Origin of the sequence: Tenacibaculum pelagium (assembly GCF_014062345.1) — a bacterium.
Taxonomy (GTDB): Bacteria; Bacteroidota; Bacteroidia; order Flavobacteriales; family Flavobacteriaceae; genus Polaribacter; species Polaribacter pelagius.
In genome coordinates this window covers 22,222-37,229 of the sequence record NZ_JACGLS010000007.1, presented here as the reverse complement: position 1 = coordinate 37,229, position 15,008 = coordinate 22,222, and the positions used below count along the sequence as shown (strand labels likewise).

General features: G+C 31.0%; 15 protein-coding genes. 3 read left to right on the top strand and 12 right to left on the bottom strand.

Features of this window, described 5'->3' with window-relative positions:
* Positions 1–2: 2 nt before the first annotated feature.
* Positions 3–851 carry an SdiA-regulated domain-containing protein gene (locus tag H3Z83_RS11975; RefSeq protein WP_220455474.1) on the top strand — a complete coding sequence of 283 codons (849 nt, stop codon included), beginning with the start codon at positions 3–5 and terminating at the stop codon, positions 849–851.
* A gap of 285 nt (positions 852–1,136) precedes the next feature.
* Complete coding sequence (locus H3Z83_RS11970) at positions 1,137–1,784, top strand: ATP-binding cassette domain-containing protein (protein WP_182125734.1); 648 nt, start codon at positions 1,137–1,139, stop codon at positions 1,782–1,784.
* Here H3Z83_RS11970 and H3Z83_RS11965 read toward each other — a convergent pair.
* Genes H3Z83_RS11965 through msrB form a run of 10 tightly spaced genes read right to left on the bottom strand, consistent with a single transcriptional unit; the run spans position 1,774 to position 10,771 of the window.
* Positions 1,774–2,145 carry a DUF423 domain-containing protein gene (locus tag H3Z83_RS11965; RefSeq protein WP_182125733.1) on the bottom strand — a complete coding sequence of 124 codons (372 nt, stop codon included), beginning with the start codon at positions 2,143–2,145 and terminating at the stop codon, positions 1,774–1,776. The two genes, H3Z83_RS11970 and H3Z83_RS11965, sit on opposite strands and share 11 nt — an antisense overlap.
* 9 nt (positions 2,146–2,154) lie before the next feature.
* Complete coding sequence (locus H3Z83_RS11960; protein ID WP_182125732.1) at positions 2,155–5,856, bottom strand: ShlB/FhaC/HecB family hemolysin secretion/activation protein; 3,702 nt, start codon at positions 5,854–5,856, stop codon at positions 2,155–2,157.
* Positions 5,857–5,860: 4 nt separating this feature from the next.
* On the bottom strand, positions 5,861–6,049 hold the full coding sequence (locus H3Z83_RS11955; RefSeq protein WP_182125731.1) for a hypothetical protein: 189 nt from the start codon (positions 6,047–6,049) through the stop codon (positions 5,861–5,863).
* Positions 6,049–6,621 (bottom strand): nucleotidyltransferase family protein, encoded by a 573-nt coding sequence (locus tag H3Z83_RS11950; RefSeq protein WP_182125730.1) that lies wholly within the window; start codon positions 6,619–6,621, stop codon positions 6,049–6,051. The genes H3Z83_RS11955 and H3Z83_RS11950 overlap by 1 nt, the downstream gene beginning before the upstream one ends.
* 3 nt (positions 6,622–6,624) lie before the next feature.
* The gene (locus H3Z83_RS11945; protein WP_182125729.1) at positions 6,625–7,635 is read right to left on the bottom strand and encodes an XdhC family protein; all 1,011 of its coding nucleotides are present in this window, start codon (positions 7,633–7,635) and stop codon (positions 6,625–6,627) included.
* Positions 7,636–7,674: 39 nt separating this feature from the next.
* Entirely contained in the window at positions 7,675–9,240 is a 1,566-nt protein-coding gene (locus H3Z83_RS11940; RefSeq protein ID WP_182125728.1) for a protein adenylyltransferase SelO, read from the bottom strand.
* 24 nt (positions 9,241–9,264) lie between these two features.
* A complete protein-coding gene (locus tag H3Z83_RS11935; protein WP_182125727.1) occupies positions 9,265–9,531 on the bottom strand; it encodes a hypothetical protein in 267 nt (88 codons plus the stop codon).
* Entirely contained in the window at positions 9,528–9,779 is a 252-nt protein-coding gene (locus H3Z83_RS11930; protein WP_182125726.1) for a glutaredoxin family protein, read from the bottom strand. The genes H3Z83_RS11935 and H3Z83_RS11930 overlap by 4 nt, the downstream gene beginning before the upstream one ends.
* A gap of 1 nt (position 9,780) precedes the next feature.
* A complete protein-coding gene (msrA, locus tag H3Z83_RS11925; protein ID WP_182125725.1) occupies positions 9,781–10,320 on the bottom strand; it encodes a peptide-methionine (S)-S-oxide reductase MsrA in 540 nt (179 codons plus the stop codon).
* Complete coding sequence (gene msrB / locus H3Z83_RS11920) at positions 10,313–10,771, bottom strand: peptide-methionine (R)-S-oxide reductase MsrB (protein WP_182125724.1); 459 nt, start codon at positions 10,769–10,771, stop codon at positions 10,313–10,315. Before msrB ends, msrA begins: the two co-directional genes overlap by 8 nt.
* Before the next feature lie 194 nt (positions 10,772–10,965).
* Here msrB and H3Z83_RS11915 point away from each other — a divergent pair, with 194 nt between their 5' ends.
* Positions 10,966–12,204, top strand: coding sequence for a Pycsar system effector family protein (locus H3Z83_RS11915; RefSeq protein WP_182125723.1), 1,239 nt, complete (start codon positions 10,966–10,968; stop codon positions 12,202–12,204).
* Here the strand turns inward: H3Z83_RS11915 and H3Z83_RS11910 are convergent.
* Together H3Z83_RS11910 and H3Z83_RS11905 are read right to left on the bottom strand one after the other, a co-directional pair.
* Complete coding sequence (locus tag H3Z83_RS11910) at positions 12,194–12,613, bottom strand: hypothetical protein (RefSeq protein WP_182125722.1); 420 nt, start codon at positions 12,611–12,613, stop codon at positions 12,194–12,196. The genes H3Z83_RS11915 and H3Z83_RS11910 overlap by 11 nt on opposite strands.
* 3 nt (positions 12,614–12,616) lie before the next feature.
* Positions 12,617–15,004: a GAF domain-containing protein gene (locus H3Z83_RS11905; protein WP_182125721.1), complete on the bottom strand. Its 2,388-nt coding sequence runs from the start codon at positions 15,002–15,004 to the stop codon at positions 12,617–12,619.
* Between the last annotated feature and the right edge of the window lie 4 nt (positions 15,005–15,008).

Below are 15,008 nucleotides of genomic sequence, written 5' to 3'. Positions count from 1 at the left end.
CTATGAAAAAACTACTTGTATTTTTTTCTTTTCTATTGATAATAAGTTGTCAAAATTATGGACAACTAAAAATACTTGCTAGTTTATCCGATGAACTTAAAGAAGTTTCTGGAATAGAAAAAACAAATAATTCTGATTTATTGTGGATGCTTAATGATGGAGGGAACTCACCTACCATTTATAAGGTTGATTTAAATGGAAGAATTATTAAAGAAATAGCCATAAAAGCAAAAAATAAGGATTGGGAAGATTTAACATCTGATGAAGAAGGGAACTTGTATATTGGAGATTTTGGAAATAATAATAACAAGCGAAAAGATTTAAGAATTCTTAAAATTAAGCATCAAGATTTATTAACTAAAAATAAAGTTGAGGTTGAAAAAATCCATTTTTCATATCCATCGCAAAAAAAGTTTCCGCCAAAAAAGAAAGATCGTTTTTTTGATGCTGAAAGCATGTTTTATAAAAACGGATTTATCTATGTTTTTACGAAAAGTAGAGTTAAAGGAAATTACGGTAAAACATCACTTTATAAGATACCAGCAACTAAAGGCAATCATGTTGCTGAATATATTTCTGAGTTTGAATCTTGTAGCAATTTACATTGTTGGATAACTGCTGCTGCAATTTCTCCGAATGGAAAAAAAGTAGCATTGTTAAATCATCAATCAGTACTCGTTTTTACTGATTTTAATGATGATGATTTTTTTAGTGGAGTTGTAAAAGAATATTCATTTAATCATGTTTCTCAAAAAGAAGGGGTTACTTTTAAAAATAATAACACACTATTTATTACAGATGAGAAAGCACATTTAAAAGGAGGTAATTTATATGAGTTTTCTATAAAATAACTATGGTAAAATATATTCAAACTCTAAGATTCTTTTTACAGTTTTATTACAAGTCATTTTTATATGGAATTGTGTTCTCCTTTCTAATTACTTTTTTAACAAACTTTTTTGTCGGATTAGTCTTTTTTATTAGTCTTGGATGGTTGCCATATTTTATATATTCAACTTATTTTAAGCAACAAGAATTTTATTATTATTTTAATAAATCCATAACCAAAGCACAATTGTTTTTATTCGTATTTATATTAAATTTTATGATAGGTGTGGTTGCAAAAATGATTTATAATGTCTTGTAGTTTCGAAGCTGATAGCATAGTTAAAAAGTATAAAGACACTCGAATTTTAAACGGAGTGTATTTAAAACTAAATCCATCTGAAATTGTAGCAATACTTGGAAGAAATGGTTCTGGAAAGTCTACATTACTTAAAGTTTTATTTGGAGTTGAGAAAGCCGATTTTAGCTTTTTTAAATTCAATAATAAAGTACTTAAGCAACCGTATAAATATAAAGATGTAATTTCTTATTTACCGCAAGATGGATATTTGCTAAAAAGCTTATCGGTAAAAAAAACAATAGCAATGTATCTTTCTAAAGAAGTTATTTTACCTGAGATAGTAAAGGAGTTTTATAATAAGAAAGTTGAAGATTTATCTTATGGAAATAGACGGTTTTTAGAGGTTTTTATTTTATTAAACCTAGAGCATAAATTTGTGCTACTTGATGAGCCTTTTAGTGGGATGTCTCCCATATATACTAAACTAATCTCTGATTACATTTTAGAAAATAAAAAAGATAAAGGAATTGTAATTGTAGATCACAATTATGAAAACACATTACAACTTTCAGATAAAAAATATATGTTGTTTAAAGGTGTTTTAAAAGAAATTAAAACTGAAGAAGATTTAATTTCTTACGGATATATTAGGCAATAAACTTAAATAACACCGTAGCCCATCCAATAATTAATAATAAACCTCCTAGCGGTGTAACAGGCCCTAAAAACTTCATCTTTTTACCTTTGGCATCCGATAATACTAACCCGTAAATACTAAAGGAAAATAAAATAATTCCGATAATGAAACACCAACCCATTAGTGGATTTGGAGTTGTAAAATGGTTGCCAATAAATAGTAACACAATTGCATGATACATTTGGTATTTTACACCAGTTTCAAAGCTTTTAAGTTGATCATCGGTTAAGATTTTTTTTAAAGCATGTGCCCCAAAAGCACCAAACACTACTGCTAACATACCGAATACTGCGGCAAAAACTAATATAATTTGTTGAGACATATAAATAAATTAAAAGGCAAAGCCAATTCCGAAAGCAATCCTGTTTTCATTTTCATTTCCTTGAAAGTAAGAGATGTTAGCAGTAAACATATCAATACCGCTTAACCAAACAGAACCACCATAACTGGTATGCCAAGTAGTTGAATTAGGAGAATGCGGCGACCAAACACGACCGTAATCGAATCCACCAGAAACACCAATTTTCATAGGAAGAACTCCTGTTTTAAACCTACCAAAACGTAATCTTAAATCATTTGAATGATAAAAGCTTTCGGTACCTGTAAAACGTTGACGATTAAATCCTCTTAAGCTTTTATCACCTCCTAAAGTAGCTCCTTGGTAAAACTCAAAACGGTTACCAAAATTAATATGTGTGCCTATTTCTGATGCAAAAACTAACGATCGATTTTGTACTAAGTTCTGATAAAAAGCTAATGAACTTTTAATATATCCAAAGCGTCTATCAAAATCGTCAGATTTTGCTTTAGCTCCTATAGAAGCTTCAAAATTCATTCCTTTGGTAGGGAAGCTAGTATTGTCTACTCTATTGTGCGTGAAATTTAATTCACCTCCTAAGAAATAGTTTCTGTCGAAAATATTAATCGGACTTTGATTATAGTTTGTAATAAATCTATTAGGAGTGTTTTGTACTTCAATTCCTTCAATTAAAGCAGATAGTTTTAAAATGCTTCCACCGCGTAATCTTCTTAATAGTGATGGTGTAAAACTCAATTCACTTCTTTTCACTCGATATCTATCTAAATCTTCATCAATATCTCCAGTTGGCATTAAGAATTGTGTATCATTACCAAAGCCAAAGAAATTAATTGAATAATTATTACTCGTAATTTTACCTCGTAAATGTAGGCTCCAGTTACCAATGAACTCTGTGAATTCTCCATTGTATTCGAAGTCGTAACCATTAGTTGACGAATAATAATTCGCTGCTAAGTTGTGTTGACTAGCAAATGGACGTTTTTTAAATCCGTGCTTAGTATAGGTTAATGCAGCACCAAAGAAAAAGCCATCATCTGGGTTGCTACCTAAACTAGGAAAAACTACGGTAGTATTATTGTTAATATCTCTGTGGTCGTATGTATTTTTGATATAGTTGTCTGAACGTAAATCGGCTGTTTCTTTACTTGGGTTTACCGTATTTTTCTTCGATTTATAATCATAGATTTTTGTTTTTTTACTCCATCCAGCTACTCTAGATTTATCGGTATATACATCATGGTCTTGTCCTCCAATAATTCTAAGTAAAATTCCATCGTTTACATCTCCAGAAATTAAGAATTCATCATTGCCGTTTAGTCCATATAGTTGAACTTCCTTGGTTTCATCTGTTTTAAAAGTACGATTGTATATTTCGTCTTCTTTTCTAAAGACTGTAATATTGGTTTCATCATCATTTAACCTTTTAATGATGAATTTATCGTCTTTATCAGTACCAACTACATAAACAGTCTTTGCTTGCTTTTCATAGTAACGTTTAGCAATGTCATTTAATTTATCTCTTCGAGATTTAATTTTATCAATGGTTTCTTTTCCATCTAAATTGTAAATCGCTTCTGGCAATTGTTTTATGGCATTTTCAATAACAGTATCCGTTAAATTTTCTTGAATATAATCAGCTTGCTTTTGCCAATCTGCAAGCGTTAATTTATTTAAAAACTCTGCATCAAAGAAACGAGGGTAATTGTTGTACCATTTCATGTCTTTAATATCGTGATCGAAAGTTTGCATGTTTTTTACTAAAGGTGCAAACTGTTGAAATAAAGGAATCATTACTCCATCAAACTTAGAAAACGGTTGATCTCTATCTCTAGGAATTGGACGATAATAAGTTTTACCATCATCAGTTTTAAAAGATGCCCAACGCCATTGGTCTTCGTGTCTATCCCAATCACCAATTACCATGTCAAATAATCGAGAACGCATAGCCCACTCTTGATCTACTGAATGTTTACCGTTTTTACGAATCTTTTCTAGTACATCCAACGTATTGATGATTTTTTTAGAATTCCCGAAGTTATCTAACTCACTTCTGTCTCCTGCAGGACGCTCTTCTAATAAGTACAATCCACCACCAAAAACATCATTGTATTGTGCTAAAGCAGGCTGTTTTGGCATATAATATAATTTCGGATTGGTATGATAAATATTTACTGCTTCTGCCATATCTGGAACTACAAATGCAGCATACGGATGCGACATGGTAAAAATATCTTGAACCACATCAATTAAAATAGTTCCTTTTAAAATACCTCCCATAATACGACTTCCGTCTTTTACCATAGAGCGTAGTACATATTGCTTTCCATCAGTATTTTCTAAACGTAAAGAATTGGTTTGGTTTCCTCCACCTCGTTGAATAGGTTTTAATCCTCCATATACATTCTCTAATTCTAAAACAGGAACTTTAATTTTTTTGCCGTATTTGTCTCTGTGTAAATCTCCCCACATAAATTTATGAAAACCACTTACATTAGTGTTTTTAGAATCATAAATAGATGCCTCTACAAATTCTTTATGAGTATCGTATTCTGGAAAATTATTATGGATTTGTGCCTTTTTAGGCTCAATGATTTGTTTGCTGAATAATAACTTGTTTCCATCTTTTTCATTGGCTGAATAAAACTCTACAATAGCAGAACCGTCTTTGTAGTAGTTTAAAATAGCATATCCGTGATTTCCATACGTAAATTGAGCTCCGTAATTAGCCAATGCAGCTGATTGTTTCGATCCTGCACCACTAATAATTTGTTTGAATTTACCGTATTGTAAATTATTTTCAGTCTCAGGATTTTTTTCAATGTATTGTAAATTGTGTTCGTGCCCAGAAACAAAAACAATGTTTTGTCTAAAGTCTCCAGAAATAGCTTGAAGCCTGTTTACAAAAGAGGTATAATTTTTATTGAAAATATCGGTTTGAATTCCTGCATGTGTACGCAATCCATTTTTTAGTGTACCTAAAATAGGTAATGGACTCATGTGATCTTTAAAAGAATAACTTCCACCATGTGGTCCGTTTGAAAACATTGGGTGATGCATTGCAACTACCACATTTTTATATCGGTTCTTTTTAAATAAAGCCCAAACTTCATCTATAAATCGTTCACGAGTTTTTATGTCACAGTTTTCGTTAATTGTAGGGTGTTTGTTCCAATCAGTAATAAACCAACGACTATCAATTATAATTAAAGTTAAATCATCATTAATTTCTACTTTCTTAAGTCCACATCCGTTTTCAGGTAAAAAAGAACCTTTACCTAAAGCTTCTTCAACTATTTTTTCTTGTCGTTTTAATCCTTTTACACCATTGTACCAATCATGATTCCCAGGAATGAAAATTGGGTTTCCTTTAAAACCATTTACCGCATCAATTTGTGTTTGTATACGATGTTCTGCTAGGACTCTATTTTTATGGTCTTTCTTAGGAACACCATGCGGATAAACATTGTCACCTAAAAATAAAGCTGTAGCATTTTTGTTAGATTTTTCTAATGCTTTTTGAAAATAAGTTAGTGATGGAATAGTCTCTCCTATGTTAGCATTACCAGCATCTCCAATTAAGTAAAAAGAGTGTACTAGCTCTTTATTTGAAGTAATGGTTTTTTGAGTAATATTATCTGCATATTTAGCATTGTATGAGGCACATCCAGATAAAATGATTACTGCTATGTAAAATAATAAAGATCTTAATTTCATAAGTTTATTCATTAGATTGTAAAAATACTTCATATTCTTCAAATCGGTGCTCTCTAATTGGTCGAACATAAGGCTCGGTATTAAAATAAAGTAAAAGGCAAGGTGAAATTTGTTTGTATTTGGCTACATATTCAAACTTAACTAATTCTCCGTTCTTGATTCGTTGTTTTATTTTATTGTGATATGGATACATTAGCTAATTAAATTTTGATAATCTTCTTTTGTATCGATATCTGTTAAATTAAAAGGAAGCATTTTTATAATGTCCGATTTATTGTTATTTAAAATATTTTTCGCTCCTTTATCTCCTTTTAATTCTAGTAGTTGATTAAAATACTTTTTAGGAAAAATTGCAGGAACTCCTATTTTGTTTTGATAGTTAGAAGCAATTATTTTTGATGGATTCTCTTCTGATGTTTTTATAAGCTTGTTTAAGTAAATAGCATCTATATTTGGTTGATCTGCTAACATGATTAGAATAGTATCAAAATTGTGTTGTAGATCTTTTATACCGATAACAATACTTGAGCTCAAACCGTTTTTAAAATCTGGATTGTAAATAGTCTCAATTTGATAATTTTCAATTGATTTCTCAATAATCTCTGCGTTTGCACCTAAAACACAAAAAACTTTTTTAACATTAACCTGTTTGGCTTGTTCAATTGAGTAACCTAATAATGTGGTGTTTTTATAAGGGAGTAATTGCTTTGGAGTTCCCATTCTAGATGAACTTCCAGCGGCTAATATGAGTATAGCGGTTTTCATAATTTAATTATGAATTCTACCAGTAATCTTTTTCAAAGAAAAGACTTCTTTATTTCTAACTACCGATAGTATTTCAGCTAAAATTGACAAAGCAATTTCTTCAGGTGTTTCTGCTCCAATATTTAAACCAGCAGGAGTGTGAATTTTTTCTAAAAACTCATCCGTAACTTCTGGAGTGAAATCAAACAATTCGTTCAATAATTTTTCACGACGTTTTGCAGCTCCTAGAATGCCAATGTAAATTGGGTTTTGTTCTTGTAATTTTACCAACCATCTTAAATCATAGGTAAAATTATGATTCATAATTACCACAGCGGTATGTTCATTTACATCAGATAATTCAATCATTTCAGGAGTTTGTGCCACTACTGATTTCGCATTCGGAAAATCTGACAATTGTTTCGGGTCTTTTATTGAAGTTACTACATCAACCTCCCAACCTAATTGAGTAGCATGAGTACACAATTTTACAGCATCATGCTCTCCGCCAATTATTAATAATTTAAATAACGGGTGAAGTGTTTGAGAAAATATTAGATTGTTTTTGTCAATTTTATTTTCAGAAAAAGTAAGTGTTTTTCCGTTTTTAAATTGAACTATTGAACCAAAATCACCAAAAAACTCATCTTTTTTTTGGTAGAAAGAATCAATACTAAATGATTCTCTTTTATTTAAAGTGTTAGAAAAAGCATTCACAAAATCTGTTGAAATTGTTATTCGTTCTAATAAAATGTATAGTATTCCTTCGCAACCTAAACGATAGCGACCATCGTAAATCATTATTTTAGACCTTCCATCAGCAAAAACTGTTTGTGCCCTACGTTGTACTTCTTTTTCTACACAACCACCACTTACAGCACCAACCATTTTTCCGTCGGAAGACAATAACATTCTAACACCAGGTTTTCTGTATGAAGAACCATCTAAATCAACAACAGTAGCTAATACATTTTGTATTTCTTCCTGTTGATTGAGAAAAGCTTGCTGAATAATTTCTTTGAATTCGTATGTCATCTAGTTGTGTGTAATTTCTACTTCTAAATGTACAATTTTTTACGAACTACAGCTTAACATAGAACAACCTACTTTATGACGTGCCCATTCTGGTCGTTTTGCAAACCATTTTTCATATTCAGGTTGTTCGGAATATGGATTTTTAAGTAATTGATATAATTCATCAATCAATTTATAATCTCCCTTATCCGCATCGTCGATAGCTAATTTCGCCATGTAGTTACGCAATACATATTTTGGATTTACTAAGTCCATTTTTTCTTTTCTCTCTTTATTAGAAAGGGTTTCTAATTGTAATCTTTGGAAATACCTACTAAACCAATCTTGCCAATGATTTATAATTTCTCCTTGTATTTCATTGATCGAATAAAAAGCACCCTTAATTTTATCAAAAGCAATTTCAAAGCTATCTTCTGAAGTAATGTTGGATAAGTTTCTGAAGAAAATTGTCATATCAGTTTCTGATAAATGCAAAGTTTCTTCTAATCTACCAATTAACTCTTTATCATCTTTATCCTCAGTAAATAAACCGATTTTAGATTTCATCATTTGATGATATTTTGCATTATAAATGGTAGAATAATTGTCTAAGATTTCTTGTAAAGGTTCAACTTCTTCTATAAGCGGGTACAAGGCATTTGCTAATTTGAATAGATTCCATAAACCAATTTGAAATTGATTTCCGTAACGGTATCTTTTATGTTGATTATCGGTAGTGTTAGGTGTCCAATCAAAATCATAACCTTCTAACCAACCATAAGGACCATAATCAATCGTTAACCCAAGGATAGACATGTTATCGGTATTCATTACTCCGTGTACAAAACCAACACGTTGCCAATGGACAATCATATCTATAGTTTGGTTACGAACTTCCGTTAGAAAATCAAGGTGTTTTTGTTTTCCTTCGGATGTAATTTTAGGATAAAAGTGCTTAATTGTATAATCAGCTAATTGTTGTAAGATTAAATGTTGTTTTCTTGCAGCTAAAATCTCAAAATTCCCGAAACGAATAAAACTTGGTGCTAAACGAGAAACAATCGCTCCTTTTTCGTAAGCTGGATTTCCGTTGTACATAACATCTCGTAAAACTTCATCACCAGATAAACTTAATGATAAGGCTCTAGTCGTTGGAACTCCTAGATGAAACATAGCTTCACTACACAGGTATTCTCGAACAGAAGAACGCAATACGGCCAAACCGTCTGCAGTTCTTGAATATGGAGTTTCACCTGACCCTTTTAATTGTATTGCCCAACACTTATTATTGTGTACAACTTCAGTTAGGTTGATAGCACGACCATCGCCTAATTGACCAGCCCAATTACCAAATTGATGTCCGCCATAACACATGGCATACGGATGTGTATTTTCTAAAACTGTATTTCCAGTAAAAACCTTTAAAAAATCCTCTGATGTAGCGTTTTCAGAAGTTAATCCGATAGCTTCTAGCATTTCTTTAGAAACATGAATGAGTTTTGGATTGGCTGTTTTTTTAGGAGTAACAAATGAAAAACAAGCATCTAAAACTTGCCTACGCGAGTTTTCTAAAATTTTATCGGCAGGTAGTTCTTTATTAAAAGTATCTTGAATGTTTAACTTCATTTTACAAAGGTAGTACTAACAGAATTATTTATAAGATGTTTTACATGTTTCGCAAACTAAAACGTCTTCTTTTAAAGTTATTTTATCGAGTTTCGAAGCTACTTCGTGTATAAAGCTGTCGTAAGTATTGTGTTCAGGGGTTATGTTGTTGGCTTTAATTTTCTTGTAAAATTCTCCTTCCCATTCCTGTTTCCCCCAGCAGTTAGGGCAAATTCCTTCAGGAGCTTTTAAAGTTGTGTTGTCTTTTGATTTTGATGAAAAGTAATTTTTAAGGTTTTGAATTAAGTTCATATCTCTTCAGTTTTAAGTTTATCTAACCATTTGTTTAATTCTTTATCTGTCGGATTTCTTAGCTTTTTCTTACCAATGGTAATTGTTGGGAAATTGAGTTTACGGTTTTCGTATAAGCTACGTAATTCTTCAGCAAAAAGAAGGCTTTGTTCAACATCAAGAAACGCGTAATCTAGATTACGCGTTTCAAAAAATGTTTTATAATATTTAGTTTTATGACACCTTTCGGCTCCGTATAATTTAATCATCTTACTTTAATTTATCAGCATGTAATTTTCTCAATTTTGTTAGTTTAGGTGTTATTACAAAGCTACAATACCCTTGTTCTTGATTTCTTCTGTAATAATCTTGATGTGCGGTTTCAGCTTCATAAAAGACATCAAAAGGGGCTATTTCTGTAACAATAGAGTTTTCGTAATATGGTGAAATTTCTTTCGAAACAGTTTCTGCAATTTCTTTTTGAATTTCATTATGATAAAAAATTACAGAACGATATTCTGTACCACGATCTGCTCCTTGACGATTTAGTGTTGTTGGGTCGTGCGTAGTCATAAAAATGATTAAAATCTCTTGATAAGAAATAATATGAGCATCAAAAGTAATTTGTATAACTTCTGCATGACCTGTTAACCCAGAACACACTTCGCGATAAGTAGGATGACCAGGTGCATTTCCGCCTGAATATCCTGAAACAACTTTTGTTATTCCTTTTACTTCTTGAAAAATTGCTTCAGTACACCAAAAGCATCCACCACCTAAAGTAGCTATTTGTATATTATTACTATTCATTTTCTACTCCTTTCTCTAATTGCATAGATTCAGAATTAATACAGTAACGTAATCCACTTGGTTCTGGGCCATCAGGGAAAACGTGTCCCAAATGAGCATCGCAAGTATTGCATAAAACTTCAACACGTACCATTCCAAGAGTTATATCTTTATGATACTGAATCGCGTTTTCTGTAATAGGTTGCGTAAAACTTGGCCAACCAGAACTTGAATTAAATTTAATAGTTGAGTCGAATAAAGGAGTATTACAACAAACACAGTTGTACTTGCCTTCATCATAAGCTGAACATAATTCGCCAGAAAAAGGACGTTCTGTTCCTTTTAAACGTGTAATTCTAAACTGCTCAGGGGTTAATAATTCTTTCCATTCTGTTTTGGTTTTCTCAACTCTTTTATCGGGAGTTAGATTTCCATTTACAGCATAATGAATAATGTTTTTCCATGTTAGCATATCAAGATCCTTTCTTTTAGTTAAAATTAAAAATATGAAAAATTTAGACAAAAAATATAGTACAACGTCAACTGAGGTGTTGTCGCTGTACTATATCTTATTGCATTTAACACTAAGGTAGTCGTACTAATCCCATGAAACTTACGTTTAACAGAAATTAAATATTATTTTTAATTTAGCAAAAACCTTTTTTGATGGAAAACTTATTAATTGAAGTAGAGAATTTTGTAATAAATCTTTTAAATGATGAATTAGATTCTTCGTTTGTATATCATAATGTTTTTCATACGCAAAGAGTAGTTGAGAAGACTAAGGAGTTGATAGAAGGAATGCAAATAGATGAGCAATCTGCTCATGTATTAATGCTTACTGCTTGGTTTCATGATGTAGGTTATACAAAATCAATTGAAGGTCATGAAGAAGAAAGTGCAAAGATTGCTGAAGATTTTTTTAAAAGTAAAAATGTTTCAGAAGATGTTATTAAGCAAATCTCTGAATTAATTTTAGCTACAAAGATGGGGGTAAAACCGTCATCTAATTTAGAAAAAATTATTAGAGATGCCGATTGTGCTCATTTAGGAAGTAAAAATTTTAGTGACTATACGTCGCTTTTAAGAAAAGAGTGGGAGCTAACGAAAAACCATGTTGTTTCTGATGCAAAATGGAACGAAGAGAATATTCAGTTTTTAACAAATCATCGTTTTTATACAGATTTTGCTGCTAAAAATTGGAGCAAGACTGAAAGTAAAAATTTAGCTCAATTATTAAAAGAACAAAAGAAATTAAAGCAAGAATCGCAAAAAATTAAGCAAAAGAAAGCAGAATTAGATTTTAAAAAAAATAAGATAGAATTACCTGAACGTGGAATTGAAACGATGTTTCGAGTTGCGTTACGTAACCATATTACTTTAAGTGATATTGCTGATACTAAAGCTAATATTTTGTTATCGGTTAATGCAATTATTATCTCGATGGCTTTATCTACATTAATTCCAAAATTAGATAATCCATCTAACCATTACTTAATTATTCCTTCTTTAATTTTTATAGCATTTACGGTAACGTCTATCATTTTATCAATTTTAGCAACAAGACCTAATGTAACAGAAGGGAAATTTACGAAGGAGGACGTAGCTAACAAAAAAGTGAATTTATTGTTCTTTGGAAATTTTCATCAAATGGATTTACCTGATTTTGAATGGGGGATGAGTGAGATGATGCAAGACCGCGATTATTTATACAATTCTCTTACTAAAGATTTATATTTTTTAGGATTGGTTTTAAATAGAAAATATAAACTTTTACGTACTACTTATACTGTTTTTATGATAGGAATTATAGTAAGTGTTGCTGCTTTTGCAATTGCTTTTTATAATCAAGAAAGAGAGTTAGGAGCTATTGGAGAAGTAGCGAGCTTATTATCTACTTTTTAGCTGAAATTCTTTCAGCTAACTTACCACCGAGATACCCCATAGGGATATAGGCCAAAAGAATATCTGTAATAGCGAACCAAGTAGGTCCTGGTAACATATAGTTAACCATAATTCCTCCTAACAAAAAAAGTACACCAATTGTAAGCGCAAGTTTCATTTTATGGTTAGAAGCGATACTCCATGCAATAGCAGCTCCAACCAAAGTACCCAATGCGTGAGCTAAAAAAGGAAAAAGAAAATACTTAGTATCTAAAGTTGGCATAATTTCAGCCAACTGATTCATGTCACTTAAATCTATCCCTTCTATAGGAAATATTTTGTGTCCTAAATTTACTAAAGAAATGTTTACAATACTTCCTGTAATCCATCCAATAATAACGGCTGAAATATTTCTAAGAATCGGTTTCATAGGTTACTTAAACTCTTCAATCAGTTCGTCGATAGTAATTGTTTTTTCAGAATCAAAATCTTTTTGATAGATAACTTCTGCACGTAATGCTTTTAATCCTGAAACACCTTGTAAATCTTCTAACACTAGGTTTTCAACTTCTCCTAACAAGTTCTTTGATTGTAAATATTTAATGTATTTTAAATACTCACGGGCATCCTTATCTTGTGAGTAAACAATGGCAATTTTACCAGGAACAGTTAATCGTTCGTCGGTACCTTTTATATGTGCTTTATCAATACGTTTTTTAATAATTTCATATCGAATATTGTAAGCGCCATCAACATCAAATTGCTTTTCATCCATTCTAAATTTAATAGCTAACGGATTACTGTGTACTAAAATTAATGAAGCTACTTGTAAATCGTGTTCCATAGATTTTCGAGCTGTATTAGCTACGTTTTCCATTTCGCACATTACCTGTAATTGCCATAATCTTAGGTTGTATAAGTATAAATCGTCGTATTTTTTTTCATTCGTTAACGATTGCCCGATATACATATTATACTCTACACCATCTGTTTTATAACGTTCGAAATAGTGAGGGAACATTACTTGTGCTTCTTCTTGTTTAGCATCAATAAACTTAGCAAGTTTATCATTTAAAAGTGTAACACTATGCTCGTAAGCTCTTCTCTTTTCATAAACAACATGTAAATTAGGGTCTAAGCGATCCATGTAGGTTGTAACTAGTACTTCTAAATCAGTATTGATTTCTTTAATATGACTAAATACAGGATAAATATCTTGTTTTAAGAAGTCAAGAATTCCAATTTCATCTCCTGCTTTTAAGCCGTTTTTTACTTCTAAAAGATATTCTTCTACACGAAACATTAGTTCTTTGTAGATAGGTAATTCTTCCGATTTACAAGCTTCTTTTAAAACAGAAATAGCTAAAGTAAGTTGAGTTGTTAAATCTTCTTTAATAGCTTCGTTTCTTGCAATAGACGATCCTTTAATGTCTGACTGTCCATATAAAGGATGCACATCATCAAAAACTATTTGATCAATTTTAACATTCTCAATTTTATTAAAAACATCTGTTTGATATTTTTCTGCAGCATCGTAAAAACGCCATTTTACAGATGGATGAATTGAGGTATAATGCTCTTGAATAGTAGCTTCTAAAATATTTTGATGTTCGTCTGCCGAACGTTCAACAGCAGCTTCAAAAACAGGAATTAAATCTTTTAATTTTTGTTGATTAACTGTGTTTAGCTCATACGGTCTTGGTGAAGCTATTTCAACTAAGGCCAAATCGCTATTTGAAGAAGCTTTTATAGGAATTAATATAAGGCTACCTATGCCTTTTTCTTTTAGTCTTTTATAAAATGGGTTTTGATTTGATTGTCTTCCATATTTCTCAACATCAGAAATAGTAACAGCTTCAGTTTTGCAAAATATTTTTTCTAGAATATGATTACAGAAAAACTGATTACACATAATAGAGCGTTCATCGTTTAAAATGAGACTTTCTGATTTTTTTACACGAGTAGATTCTAGTGTTTTTCTAGAGGTGTCAAAAACTGAAAAACCAGTGGTTAAATCTTTAATGTTAAAAAACTCACTTAAATCTTTTTGAAGCTTTTCATTTATATTATTATCATGCTTTTCTAGCAAGGTGTTTCTAACTGAAGAAATAGTTTCGTCAGCAGTAACATCAAATAAATTCATTAGTCCAAATCCCTTAAAAGTATATGAGTTTGGAGGAAATTTTTCTTTCCAAACATCTATGTTGTTGAAATTATCTAACAACATCTCGATATCTTCTTTGGTTAGTTTTGGTGCATTTTCTTTTGGATAAATTTCCATAAAGTCGCCATTGAAAGCAACACGATAGTGTTTTATAATTCCTGAGTTTTTATCTGGAATATCAAAAAAGAAAGGCCTTTTTAAATCTACTGGATGTTGATAAACGATGTTTAAAATTAATATACAAGAGTGAATGTACATTAAATCTTCTTCGAAATTTCGAACTTTTAACTCATAATCGTTACCAGCATTTTTTATGATATTTTCAAAACGATTGGTAAACTTAAAAGAAGTGAAAGTAAATGGAATAGTGGCAGCTTTAATTTCATTATCTGTAAGTGCTATTGGAAATAAACCTTCTAATAAAAGATTAATAATTTCATCATGTTTTTCTAAAAGAGAAAAGTCAGAAAAACCATTAATTAGTTCAGGATGTTTTTCTACTTCTTTTACTAAGATAGTAGCAGAAGCATAAAAAGGATGATCCTTTTGTTCTTCACTAGCATATCCACGTAACATATCATACACCTTTTCAAAACTAATGTTAAGGTGTAATGGTAATTCTATGTTTTGTAAGCTTTTAGGTTGCCTTATTTCCATGTTT